The sequence below is a fragment of the Thermomonas sp. genome (assembly GCF_025993755.1).
In the GTDB taxonomy this organism is placed as follows: domain Bacteria; phylum Pseudomonadota; class Gammaproteobacteria; order Xanthomonadales; family Xanthomonadaceae; genus Thermomonas.
On record NZ_JAMQHN010000127.1, the window covers coordinates 1 to 11,670 of the forward strand.

10 protein-coding genes and 2 tRNA genes are annotated in these 11,670 nt (G+C 67.2%); 3 read left to right on the forward strand and 9 right to left on the reverse strand.

The window, feature by feature from the left end; translation table 11 throughout:
- The first annotated feature begins 679 nt into the window (after positions 1-679).
- A complete protein-coding gene (locus Q0X16_RS09155; RefSeq protein ID WP_297833343.1) occupies positions 680-1,384 on the forward strand; it encodes a protein phosphatase 2C domain-containing protein in 705 nt (234 codons plus the stop codon).
- Positions 1,385-1,414: 30 nt separating this feature from the next.
- Here the strand turns inward: Q0X16_RS09155 and dnaQ are convergent, their stop codons facing one another.
- Genes dnaQ through Q0X16_RS09170 form a run of 3 tightly spaced genes read right to left on the reverse strand, consistent with a single transcriptional unit; the run spans position 1,415 to position 3,278 of the window.
- Positions 1,415-2,158 carry a DNA polymerase III subunit epsilon gene (gene dnaQ, locus Q0X16_RS09160; RefSeq protein WP_297833345.1) on the reverse strand — a complete coding sequence of 248 codons (744 nt, stop codon included), beginning with the start codon at positions 2,156-2,158 and terminating at the stop codon, positions 1,415-1,417.
- Positions 2,158-2,616: a ribonuclease HI gene (gene rnhA / locus Q0X16_RS09165; protein ID WP_297833347.1), complete on the reverse strand. Its 459-nt coding sequence runs from the start codon at positions 2,614-2,616 to the stop codon at positions 2,158-2,160. Before rnhA ends, dnaQ begins: the two co-directional genes overlap by 1 nt.
- Positions 2,613-3,278 (reverse strand): methyltransferase domain-containing protein, encoded by a 666-nt coding sequence (locus Q0X16_RS09170; RefSeq protein ID WP_297833349.1) that lies wholly within the window; start codon positions 3,276-3,278, stop codon positions 2,613-2,615. The genes rnhA and Q0X16_RS09170 overlap by 4 nt, the downstream gene beginning before the upstream one ends.
- Positions 3,279-3,390: 112 nt before the next feature.
- On the opposite strand from Q0X16_RS09170, the gene gloB reads away from it, so the two are divergent.
- Together gloB and Q0X16_RS09180 are read left to right on the forward strand one after the other, a co-directional pair.
- Complete coding sequence (gloB, locus tag Q0X16_RS09175; RefSeq protein ID WP_297833351.1) at positions 3,391-4,152, forward strand: hydroxyacylglutathione hydrolase; 762 nt, start codon at positions 3,391-3,393, stop codon at positions 4,150-4,152.
- Between the two features lie 118 nt (positions 4,153-4,270).
- Entirely contained in the window at positions 4,271-5,059 is a 789-nt protein-coding gene (locus tag Q0X16_RS09180; RefSeq protein ID WP_297833353.1) for an enoyl-ACP reductase, read from the forward strand.
- 82 nt (positions 5,060-5,141) lie between these two features.
- Here Q0X16_RS09180 and Q0X16_RS09185 read toward each other — a convergent pair whose 3' ends face one another.
- From Q0X16_RS09185 to clpX, 6 genes are all read right to left on the reverse strand, one after another.
- Complete coding sequence (locus Q0X16_RS09185; RefSeq protein ID WP_297833355.1) at positions 5,142-7,109, reverse strand: peptidyl-prolyl cis-trans isomerase; 1,968 nt, start codon at positions 7,107-7,109, stop codon at positions 5,142-5,144.
- A gap of 116 nt (positions 7,110-7,225) precedes the next feature.
- Positions 7,226-7,302 (reverse strand) — tRNA-Asp (locus Q0X16_RS09190).
- 67 nt (positions 7,303-7,369) lie between these two features.
- A tRNA-Val gene (locus tag Q0X16_RS09195) sits at positions 7,370-7,444 on the reverse strand.
- Between the two features lie 110 nt (positions 7,445-7,554).
- Entirely contained in the window at positions 7,555-7,827 is a 273-nt protein-coding gene (locus Q0X16_RS09200) for an HU family DNA-binding protein (RefSeq protein ID WP_297833357.1), read from the reverse strand.
- A gap of 205 nt (positions 7,828-8,032) precedes the next feature.
- Complete coding sequence (lon, locus tag Q0X16_RS09205) at positions 8,033-10,477, reverse strand: endopeptidase La (protein ID WP_297833359.1); 2,445 nt, start codon at positions 10,475-10,477, stop codon at positions 8,033-8,035.
- A gap of 306 nt (positions 10,478-10,783) precedes the next feature.
- On the reverse strand, positions 10,784-11,670 hold an 887-nt coding region (clpX, locus tag Q0X16_RS09210), incomplete at its 5' end, for an ATP-dependent Clp protease ATP-binding subunit ClpX (RefSeq protein ID WP_297833361.1).

Here is an 11,670-nt window from a genome sequence, read left to right on the forward strand (position 1 = left end):
CGAGATGGGCGTGGCTGAGGCATGGCCCGTGCGGCCTCCTCCCCCGCCAGATTCGCAGAGCGCCCCCTCGTGGGGCGTTGTGCGTATCTGGCGGAGAGGGCCGGACGAGTAGCCCCACGCAGGGTTCGATTGATCGGCAGGAACGCCGATCAAGACAGCCGCAGGCTGCCCGAAGGGCGAGGGCCATGGATGGCCCGAGTCTATCCCTCCCACCCCAGCATGCACGCGCGCCCCCTCGTGGGGCGTTTTGCGTATCTGGCGGAGAGGGCCGGACGAGTCGCCCCTCGCAGGGTTCGATTGATCGGCAGGAAAGCCGATCAAGACAGCCGCAGGCTGCCCGAAGGGCGAGGGCCATGGATGGCCCGAGTCTATCCCTCCCGCCCCACCATGCACGCGCGCCCCATCGTGGGGCGTTTTGCGTATCTGGCGGAGGGAGCCGGACGAATAGCCCCGCGCAGGGTTCGATTGATCGGCAGGAACGCCGATCAAGACAGCCGCAGGCTGCCCGGCACCCTCAAACCGGTATCCCGTCACGCTTTGCGATGGTGATCGTGCGCGCATTCACGCGACAGTGCGATCATCGCTGTTCGGCGCAAGGCAAGGATCGCGACTGCGGTCCGGTTTCATCGCCAGATTGCGTTGCCTGTATTTGATTCCCCTGAACTCACACCCACGCCGCATGATCGAATTCGGACACCTGACGCATGTCGGCCTTCGGCGCGAGCTGAATGAAGACACGTATTACGGGGACACCGAACTCGGACTCTGGCTGGTGGCGGACGGCATGGGCGGGCACGCCTACGGCGAGGTCGCCAGTGCGCTGGCGCGCGAGGCCGTCGTCCGCACGGTGCGTTCCGGCAGCAGCCTGTCCGAGGCGATCCGGATTGCCGACGAGGAAATCATCCGTTGTTCGCGCCGTCGCGGCGACAGCTTGCCGATGGGAACCACCATCGTCGCGATGCGGCTGTTCGACAACCGTTTCGAGGTCGCCTGGGTTGGCGACAGCCGCGTCTACCTGTGGCGCGACGAGACCCTGACCCAGATTTCGCAGGACCACAGCTACGTGCAGGAACTGATCGCGCAGGGCGCCATCAGCCCGGCGCAGGCCCGCAGCCATCCGCACCGCAACGTCGTCACCCAGGCGCTGGGCGTGACGGCGCCGGAGCAACTCAACGTGGAAACTCTGAGCGGCGAGTTGCGGCCCGGCATGCAGCTGTTGCTGTGCAGCGACGGACTGACCGAGGAAGTGGACGACGGCCACATCGCGCAGATATTGGCCCATGTCGAATGCAGCGCGCAGGAATGCGTCGACGGGCTGATCGCCGCAGCGCTGGACGGCGGCGGCTCGGACAACATCACCGCGATTCTGGTGCGCAGCCACTGAAGCCGGCACGCGCCGGCCTTTGCGTCCGGCTCAGACGACCGGGCTCGCCTCGGAACCAGCCGGCGCCTCGAGTTCCAGCCACAGGCAGCGCCCGGATTTCTTCTGCAACTGCGCAAGGCGCTCGGCGTGGGCTTCCGCTTCCTCCGGAGCGATCAGCACCTTCGGGCGCAGAGTCGCATCGGCGGTGGCAAGCACCGCCTCGTTCCCGGTGCGGGCAGCGTCCGTCTCGTCCGCCGCTTCGGCAAACCCGATCTCGCCCTGCCCCGCGGTCAACGCGATATAGACGTCGGCCAGGATCTGGGCATCCAGCAGGGCGCCGTGGAGCTGGCGCTGCGAATTGTCCACGTCCAGCCGCCTGCACAGCGCGTCCAGCGAGTTGCGCTGGCCGGGATAGCGCTCGCGCGCCATCAACAGGGTGTCTTTTACCGTGCAGCGATCGAGGATCTTCCCGCGACCCTCGATCCGCGCCAGTTCGGCGTCGAGAAACCCGAGGTCGAAGGCCGCGTTGTGGATGATGAGCTCGGCACCGTCGATGAAGGCCAGGAATTCGTCCGCCACTTCGGCGAAAAGCGGCTTGTCGGCAAGGAACTCGCGGGTCAGTCCGGTCACTTCCTGCGCCCCCGGTTCAAAGTCGCGCTCCGGGTTGAGGTAGCGCTGGAACGTGCGTCCGGTCGGCCGCCGCTCCAGCAGTTCCACGCAGCCGATTTCCACCACCCGGTTGCCGGACTTCCATTCCAGCCCGGTGGTTTCCGTATCCAGTACGACCTGCCGCATCAGCCTGCCTGCTCCTTGAATCGCAATGCCTGTTCCCGCGCCAGCTGATCGACGCGCTCGTTTTCCGGGTGCCCGGAATGTCCCTTGACCCAGCGCCAGTCCACCGCGTGCCGTGTCGCCGCCTGCGCCAGCCGCTCCCACAGGTCGCGGTTCTTGACCGCGCCGCCGCCGGAGGTTTTCCACCCGCGCCGCACCCAGCCCGGCAACCACTCGGTGATGCCTTGGCGCACGTATTGCGAATCGGTGGTCAGGACCACGTCGCAGGGGCCGCGCAGGGCCTCCAGCGCGGCGATCGTCGCCATCAGCTCCATGCGGTTGTTGGTGGTCTGCGCCTCGCCGCCGGCGAGTTCGCGCTCGTGGCCCTGCCAGCGCAGCAGCGCCGCCCAGCCACCCGGCCCCGGGTTGCCGAGACAGGCGCCATCGGTGTGGATGTCCACCTGCTTGCGCGCCGTCGTCATGCCGGGGTGCCCGCCTGCAGGCCGATCGCGCGCGGCTTGCGAATCGGGGTCAGCGGCAACGTGCGCTTCTCGCAGCGCAGCAGGAAGGCCGGACGCAGCCCGACGCCCGGGTGCGGATGGATTTCCGAACCGGTGCGCCAACCCGCCCCCAGCCCCTGCGATACCGGTTCCGGCTGCAGCCCCACGGCGCGCAGACGGCGCCGCCATGTCATCGGCTCGCGGCCGCGCAGGCCGTGTCCGGTCCAGCGCCAGCGGAAGGGTGCCAGTGGATTGAGCGCCAGCAGCCACAGCCAGCCGCCCGGGATCAGCACCCGCGCGCATTCCTCAAGCAGCAGCTCCGGCTCGGCCGTCATCTCCAGCGCGTGCTGGACGATGACGACGGCGAAGCACTCGCTCGCCAGCGGCAGCGGCAACCCGCAGCGCAGGTCGCCCGCCAGCTCCGGTGCCGACACGGGATGCAGGCACAGCGAGGGCGCCTGCGCCTCTGCCGTGACCAGACGCGCCGCGGCCGGCCCCAGCCACAGGCTGCGCTGGCGCGGGAACTGCTGCAGCGCCGCGCGCACGCAGGCCGCTTCGCTGTCGAGCAGCGCCTTCCCGCTGCTGCCGGCAAACCAGGCGGACGCGGCGGCGGGATCGGGAGGACGGCGAAAGACGGACAGCATCCGCCGATTCTGCGGGAAAGCCGCGCCAACGTCACCGTGCGCGACCGGATCGCCCCGCGCAGGCGGCCGACAATGCGATGATGGCCGGCCCGCACGAGGACAAGCGCCATCGATGGATCTGCACGCCGTTCCCGCCTTCTCGGACAACTACATCTGGCTGCTGCGCGACCGCGACGGCCGTGCGCTGGTGGTCGATCCGGGCGAGTCCGCGCCGGTGCTGGCCGAACTCGGGACTGCGCCGCCGCACGCGATCCTGCTCACCCACCACCACGACGACCACGTCGGCGGCGTGCCCGATCTTCTGGAACGCTGGCCGGACACGCCCGTGTTCGCACCCGAGGAGGCGCGCATCGCGCGGGCGACCCGGCGCGTCGGCGACGGCGAATCCATCCAGGCGGGCCCTTGGCGGTTCACCGCGCTGGCCGTGTCCGGTCACACCCGCAGTCACATCGCCTGGCACGGCGAAGGCCTGCTGTTCTGCGGCGACACCCTGTTCAGCCTTGGCTGCGGGCGGCTGTTCGAAGGCACGCCGGAGCAGATGCATGCCTCCCTGCAGCGGCTGGCGAATCTGGCCGATGCACCGCTGGTGTGCTGCGCGCACGAATACACCCTGACCAACGCGGCGTTCGCGCTGGCGGTCGATCCCGACAACGCCGCGCTGCGGGCTCGCATCGGCCAGGCCTATTCGGCCCGCAGCGCGGGCCAGCCGACCCTGCCCACCACCCTGCGCAGCGAGCGCGCCTGCAACCCGTTCCTGCGCTGCGCCGAACCGGCCATCCAGGCGGCGGCTGCCCGCCACGCCGGCAGGACGCCAAGGGACGCCATCGACACCTTCGCCATCCTGCGTGGCTGGAAAGACGGGTTTCGCGCATAGGACCGGCAGGTCGATTCGACGCAAGGCGAACGCCCGGACTGGCCGCAGGCGACTGCGCAAGGCAAACTAGAGCATTGACTCGAAGCGCGTCCAGCGCATCCACCGCCAAGGAGACACCATGGGATTCCTGCAGGGCAAGCGCGCGCTGGTGACCGGCATCGCCAGCCAGCGTTCGATCGCCACCGGCATTGCCGACGCCTTTCACCGCGAAGGCGCGCAGCTGGCGCTCACCTACCAGAACGAGAAACTGAAGTCGCGGGTGGAAGCCGCCGCCGCCGAGTACGGCAGCGACATCGTGCTGCCGCTGGACGTGGCGGACGATGGCCAGATCGAGAGCTGCTTCAGCGAACTGGGCAAGCGCTGGGAAGACGGCTTCGACATCCTCGTGCACTGCATCGCCTTTGCTCCGCGCGAGGCGATCGAAGGCGACTTCCTCGACGGCATCAGCCGGGAGGCCTACCACATCGCCCACGACATCAGCGCCTACTCGCTGGCGGCGATCGGCAAGGCCGCGCGGCCGCTGATGAAGGGCCGCAACGGCAGCATCCTGACCCTGACCTACCTCGGCGCCGAGCGCGCGCTGGCCAACTACAACACGATGGGCGTGGCCAAGGCTTCGCTGGAAGCCACCGTGCGCTACATGGCGATGGCGCTGGGGCCCGAAGGCACGCGCGTCAACGCGATTTCCGCCGGCCCGATCCGCACCTTGGCCGCTTCCGGCGTGGCGAACTTCCGCAAGATGCTCAGCCAGTTCGAGGCGGTGGCCCCGCTGCGCCGTGTCGTCACCATCGAGGACGTGGGCAATACCGCCGCCTTCCTGTGTTCGGATCTCGCCGCCGGGATCACCGGTGAAGTCACCTACGTCGATGCCGGCTACAACATCATGGGCATGAGCGGAATCGATTGACCGATACGCCGTCGTCGCGCGCACCAGAAAACGCCCGGACAAGTCCGGGCGTTTCATTTCCACGCACAGGCGCCTGGCGGGCTTACAGACGGTCTTCAGCCACCTTGATCTGGTAGCGCGCCCGCAGCGCCCGGATGTAGGCCTCGCGCGCACGCTGGCCGTCGGCTGCGGACATCTGCTCGCGCAGCGTTCTGCGGTCCTGCGCGGACACCTGGGCGAGATCGCCGTCGTGGACGGCGCGGATGGCGAACACCATGTACGCGTTGCCCAGCAGCGCCTTGCCCAGGCGAGGCTGGTTGTTGGCCGGACGCGGCTGGTTGAACAGCACCGCGACCGCTTCCTGCGAGGGAATCGGCATGCTGCGCTGGAGGCCGTCCAGGCCACCCATCGCCAGCTTCGCCTCATTGGCGGCGTCCGCAAGACCCTTGGCTTCGGCCGACCTGAGCAGCGCATCGGCGGCGGCGGCGGCGGCCTTCCGCTGGCGATCCGCGCGAATCGCGGCGATCACGGCATCGCGCACCTGCTCCAGCGGCAACGCACGCTCCGGTTCATGGTCGAAGACCCGGATCAGCACCGACTTGTTCGGCCCGATCTCGATCGGATCGCTGGCGGTGCCGTCCTGGATCAGGGTATCGGAGAACGCCGCGCGCAGCACCTTCTGATCGCTGGCGATCCCGGGCCCACCGGCGCGGGTGAACGCCGGCGTGGTCTGCACGGTCAGGCCCATCGCCTTGGCCGCCGGCTCCAGCGAGGTCGGCGATTTGAGCACCTCGTCCACCAGCTTGCCGATCAGGTCGTTGAACTCGCGCTCCTGCGAACCCTGCGACAGCTCGCGCTCGAGGTCGGCGCGCACTTCCTCGAACGGGCGCTGCACCGAGGGGCGGATCTGGCTCACCTTGATGATGTGCCAGCCGAATTCGCTGTGCACCGGCGCGCTGATCTGGCCGGACTGCATCGAGAAAGCGGCATTGCCAAACGCCGGCACCATGTCTTCCTTGCGGATCCAGCCGAGGTCGCCACCCTTGCCCTTCGATCCGGTGTCGTCGGAATTGGCCCGCGCCAATGCCGCGAAATCGGCACCCGGCGCGCGCGCTTCGGCCGACAGCCGGTTGGCCTTGGCCTCGGCCGCCTTCTTGTCGGCCTCGCTGGCGTTGGCCGCCACCGCCACGAGGATGTGCGACACCTCGCGCTGCTCGGGCGAGGAGTACTTCGAGATGTTCTGCTGGTAGAGCGCACGCAGCGCGGCCTCGTCGCTGGCCGGCTTCGGCAGGGTGCTGCCATCGACCTCGACGTATTCCAGGCGCACCGATTCGGGCTTGCGGAAATCGCCGCGGTGGGCGTCGTACCACTGGCTGATCTGCGCGTCGGTCACCGGCGCCGTATCCGCGGGCGGCAGCGGCAGCATCACCCAGTTGACGTCGCGGGTCTCGCCCAGCAGGCGCGCCAGCCGATCGACCTCGGCGTTGGTGACGAAGGCGGAATCGGCGATGCCGGCCGGAATCAGGTCGTTCTTCAGGCCTTCGCGGATCTTGTCCTGGAACGCGCGCGGCGTCAGCGGCGGGTTCTGCGAGGCCAGGATCAGCTGGTAGCGGTCGGCGTTGAAGGCGCCGTCGACCTGGAAATCCGGCATCGACTGGATCGCCTTGCGCACCTCGTCGTCGCTGATCGCAAGGTTGTCGTGCTCGGCGGCGAACAGCAGCACCTGGTCGTCGATCAAACCGTCAAGGATGCGTCGCTTGTTGTCCTTCGATTCGAACTGCTTGGCGTCGAAGTTGTCGCCCTGCCGCTGGCGCATGTTTTCGCGCACCAGGTCGAGGCGCTGGCGGAACGCGTCGGACTCGATGTCGGCCCGCGTCCACAGGTAGGTGAACGGCCACATGTTCGGCGCCGAACTCCACCACGTCGGCGGCTGCGCGATCCGCGCCACGTAGGTCTCCACGCTCTGCTGCATGTACGACTCCATGCCGAAAAAAGCAAATGGAACCGTCACGATCGTGAGGATGATGCCGGCGATCCAGCCGGTGGTCTTGTCGCGTAGGGCTTGCAGCATGATGGGGGTGCGCTTGGGTCGAGCCGCCTAGTTTAGCGCGGCGCGCAGCCCGAATCTCCCGCCGCGGGCCGCAGGCAAAGAAAAGCCCCGCACGCTGCGGGGCTCGGCTTGTGATCTGGCGGAGTGGACGGGACTCGAACCCGCGACCTCCGGCGTGACAGGCCAGCATTCTAACCGACTGAACTACCACTCCGCTGAGACGGACAAGTGTATCGAACGCCCGCGCGTCGCGCAACAAAATCGCGCCAGGGAATTCGATCTGGTGGGCACTGAGGGGATCGAACCCCCGACCCGCTCCTTGTAAGGGAGCCGCTCTACCGCTGAGCTAAGTGCCCGGAGGAGGAATTATCGCAGCAGCGTCGCAAGCGTGGAACCTTCCGCTCCATTCGGAGCAACGAAAAAGCCCGGCGCGTGGCCGGGCTTTGACGTCGACGCAGGGGCGGGATCAGTTGACCGCGTCCTTGAGCGCCTTGCCGGCCTTGAACGCGGGGTTCTTCGAGGCCTTGATCTTGATGGTGTCGCCGGTGCGCGGGTTGCGGCCGGTGCGGGCGCCGCGCTTGCGGACCGAGAAGGTGCCGAAGCCGACCAAGGTGACCGTGTCGCCCTTCTTCAGGGCCTTGGTGATGGCGGCAACCATCGCGTCGACGGCGCGGCCGGCGTCGGCCTTGGTGAGTTCCGCGGCATCGGCCACGGCTTCGATGAAATCGGCTTTGTTCATTGGATTGTTGGCTCCGTTGGAGGAAGTGTTGCCGGAATGCATTGGCCGGATTCGACGGCGCTCCCCTGTCGACGATCCGGGTTCACCGCGGCATCTTGCAAGCACACCGCGGTCATCGACCTTATACCAGCGCAATTTCCGGCGCGCAACAGGAAAGCAAGCATTGGCGCGGGTTTCAGCGGGAAGTGCTTGAAATCCCGAACAGTCAATGCTTGATCGCCGGGCGCGATCCGGCCTTGCCGCGGGCGCGCCCCTTCACCGCCGGCGTCTTTGCGGAGGCGCCGCTGCCGCCTCGCGCCACGATCGGACGTTCGAGCGCCAGGTCCAGCACTTCATCGATCCATTTCACCGGAACGATCCGGACCTGCTGCAGCACGGACGCCGGAATGTCGGCGAGATCCTTGCGGTTCTCCTCGGGAATCAGCACCGTCTTGATGCCGCCGCGCAGCGCGGCCAGCAATTTCTCCTTCAGTCCGCCGATCGCGCTGACCTTGCCGCGCAGCGTGATCTCGCCCGTCATCGCCACGTCGTGCCGCACCGGAATCCTGGTCAGCATCGACACCAGCGAGGTGGCCATCGCGATGCCCGCGCTGGGCCCGTCCTTCGGGGTGGCGCCATCCGGCACGTGGATGTGGAGATCGTGCTTCTGCAGGAAATCCAGCTCGATCCCGAGTTGCTCGGTGCGGGCGCGCACCACCGACAGCGCAGCCGAAGCCGATTCCTTCATCACGTCGCCAAGCTGTCCGGTGAGGATCACCGCGCCCTTGCCGGGCACCAGCGTGGATTCGATCTGCAGCAGATCGCCGCCCACCTCGGTCCAGGCCAGGCCGGTGACGAGGCCGATCTCGTTCTCGGCCTCGGCGCGGCCGAAGTCGAAGCGCTGCACGCCAAGGTACTTGTCGAGGTTCTTCGCCGTCACCGCGATCGCCTTGGCCTTGCGGCCCTTCGGCTGCGCCCCCTTGAGCGCGATTTCCTTGACCACCTTGCGCGCGATCCGCGCGATCTCGCGTTCGAGGTTGCGCACGCCGGATTCGCGCGTGTAGTAGCGGATGATGTCGACGATGGCCGATTCGGCGATCTCCAGTTCGCCCGCGCGCAGGCCGTTGGCCTTGAGCTGCTTGGGCACGAGGTAGCGAATGGCGATGTTGAGCTTCTCTTCCTCGGTGTAACCGGGGATGCGGATCACCTCCATGCGGTCGAGCAGCGGGCCGGGAATGTTCAGCGAATTGGAAGTGGCGACGAACATCACCTCGGACAGGTCGAGGTCGACTTCGAGGTAATGGTCGTTGAAGGCGTGGTTCTGCTCGGGGTCGAGCACCTCCAGCAGCGCCGAGGACGGATCGCCGCGGAAGTCCATCGACATCTTGTCGATCTCGTCGAGCATGAACAGCGGATTCTTCGTGCCCGCCTTGTTGAGGTTCTGCACGATCCGGCCCGGCATCGAGCCGACGTAGGTGCGCCGGTGGCCGCGGATCTCGGCCTCGTCGCGCACGCCGCCCAGCGCCATCCGCACGAACTTGCGGTTGGTGACGCGGGCGATGCTCTGCCCCAGCGAGGTCTTGCCGACGCCGGGCGGGCCGACCAGGCACAGGATCGGCCCCTTCATCCGGGAAACGCGCGACTGCACCGCGAGATATTCGAGGATGCGTTCCTTGACCTTCTCCAGCCCGTAGTGGTCCGCATCGAGCGTGGCCTGCGCGGCCTTGAGATCCTTGCGGATCTTGCTGCGCTTCTTCCACGGCACGCCCAGCAGCCAGTCGAGATAGTTGCGCACGACGCCCGCTTCCGCCGACATCGGCGACATCTGCTTGAGCTTGGCCAGCTCGGCCTTGGCCTTGGCCTCGACCGGCTTGGGCATTCCGGCCGCGGCAATCCGGCGCGCGACATCCTCCAGATCGTTGGGCACGTCGTCCAGCTCGCCCAGCTCCTTCTGGATCGCCTTCATCTGCTCGTTGAGGTAGTACTCGCGCTGGCCGCGCTCCATCTGCGATTTGACCCGCCCGCGGATGCGCTTTTCCATCTGCTGGACGTCCAGCTCGCCATCGACGAGGCCGACCAGCAGTTCCAGCCGGTCGCCGACATCGACCGTCTCCAGCAGCTTCTGCTTGTCGATCAGGCGCACGCCCAGATGCGCGGCCACGGTGTCGGCCAGCTTGCCGGCATCCTCGATGCCCGCGAGCGTCTGCAGCAGCTCCGGCGGCAACTTGCGGTTGGACTTGATGTAGGTTTCGAACTGCGCCAGTAGGGTGCGGCCGACCGCTTCGAGTTCGCGCGGCTCGCGGCTCAAGGTCGGCGCGATCGGCGTCGCGCTGGCCAGCAGCGCGCCGTCGTCGGCGCGCATGGACGCGACCTGGGCGCGCTCCAGCCCCTCGACCAGCACCTTGATGGTGCCGTCGGGCAGTTTCAGCAATTGAAGTACCTGTGCCACCGTGCCCACGCCGTGCAGGTCGGCGGCACCGGGATCGTCGGTTTCAGCGGTTTTTTGCGCCACCAGCAGGATGCGCTTGTCGCCTTCCACCGCCATGTCGAGCGCGCGGATCGACTTCTCGCGCCCCACGAACAGCGGAATCACCATGTGCGGGAAGACCACGACGTCGCGCAGCGGCAGGACTGGCAGTTGGTGGGTTTCGGCAGACGAACGAGCAGGCATGGAGACTCCAGACGACGGTCGCGGCAGGAACTGCCGCCATGGCTGTGTTTATGGGGCCGCTGCGCGCCGGTTGCAAGCAGGGCGCAAATGCGGCTTGCGGGCGTAAGCGAGCGCCCAAGCGCGGCGCCTGACTGGGAAAGCGCATTTTGGACGCGGATCAACGCGGAAATACGCGGATTGGAGCTTTATCCATCGGATTTCATCCGCGTCGATCCGCGTCCGAATGCTTTTGCCGGAGCAAAGAAAACGTGAGTCAAGGGACCAAAAGCGAAGGCCACCTTGCGGTGGCCTTGCGGATCGATCCGGTCAGTCCGACGACGCGGCCTTGGCCGGCGCAGCGGCATTCTGGTAGATCAGGTAGGGGTCGGACTTGTGCTCGATCACCGACTCGTCCACCACCACCTTGCTGACGTTTTCCAGCGACGGCAACTCGAACATGGTGTCCAGCAGCGTGGATTCGACGATCGTGCGCAAGCCGCGGGCGCCGGTCTTGCGCTTGAGCGCCTTGCGTGCGATCGCGGCCAGCGCGTCCGGGCGGATCTCCAGCTCGACGCCTTCCATCTCGAACAGTTTCTTGAACTGCTTGGTGATGGCGTTCTTGGGCTCGGTCAGGATCTTGACCAGCGCCGCCTCGTCCAGTTCCTCAAGCGTGGCCACCACCGGCAGGCGCCCGACGAACTCGGGGATCAGGCCGTACTTGATGAGATCTTCCGGTTCGACCTGCGCCAGCACCTGGCCGATGTCGGCCTTGCGCTCGGCACTCTTGACCTTGGCGCCGAAGCCAATTCCGCCGGCCTCGGTGGATCGCTGCTGGATCACCTTGTCCAGTCCGGCGAAGGCGCCGCCGACGATGAACAGGATGTTGCGGGTGTCGACCTGCAGGAATTCCTGCTGCGGATGCTTGCGCCCGCCCTGCGGCGGCACGCTGGCGAGCGTGCCTTCGATCAGCTTGAGCAGCGCCTGCTGCACGCCCTCGCCTGAGACGTCGCGGGTGATCGACGGGTTCTCGCTCTTGCGCGAGATCTTGTCGATCTCGTCGATGTAGACGATGCCCTGCTGCGCCTTGTCGACGTCGTAGTCGCACTTCTGCAGCAGCTTCTGGATGATGTTCTCCACGTCCTCGCCGACGTAGCCGGCTTCGGTCAGCGTGGTGGCATCGGCCATCGTGAACGGCACGTTGAGCATGCGCGCCA

What these genes read in the sequence shown, in the direction of transcription:
- Q0X16_RS09155 (WP_297833343.1), top strand. Translation starts at nt 680, where the DNA reads ATGATCGAATTCGGACACCTGACGCATGTCGGCCTTCGGCGCGAGCTG.
- dnaQ (WP_297833345.1), bottom strand. Translation starts at nt 2,158, where the DNA reads ATGCGGCAGGTCGTACTGGATACGGAAACCACCGGGCTGGAATGGAAG.
- rnhA (WP_297833347.1), bottom strand. Translation starts at nt 2,616, where the DNA reads ATGACGACGGCGCGCAAGCAGGTGGACATCCACACCGATGGCGCCTGT.
- Q0X16_RS09170 (WP_297833349.1), bottom strand. Translation starts at nt 3,278, where the DNA reads ATGCTGTCCGTCTTTCGCCGTCCTCCCGATCCCGCCGCCGCGTCCGCC.
- gloB (WP_297833351.1), top strand. Translation starts at nt 3,391, where the DNA reads ATGGATCTGCACGCCGTTCCCGCCTTCTCGGACAACTACATCTGGCTG.
- Q0X16_RS09180 (WP_297833353.1), top strand. Translation starts at nt 4,271, where the DNA reads ATGGGATTCCTGCAGGGCAAGCGCGCGCTGGTGACCGGCATCGCCAGC.
- Q0X16_RS09185 (WP_297833355.1), bottom strand. Translation starts at nt 7,109, where the DNA reads ATGCTGCAAGCCCTACGCGACAAGACCACCGGCTGGATCGCCGGCATC.
- Q0X16_RS09200 (WP_297833357.1), bottom strand. Translation starts at nt 7,827, where the DNA reads ATGAACAAAGCCGATTTCATCGAAGCCGTGGCCGATGCCGCGGAACTC.
- lon (WP_297833359.1), bottom strand. Translation starts at nt 10,477, where the DNA reads ATGCCTGCTCGTTCGTCTGCCGAAACCCACCAACTGCCAGTCCTGCCG.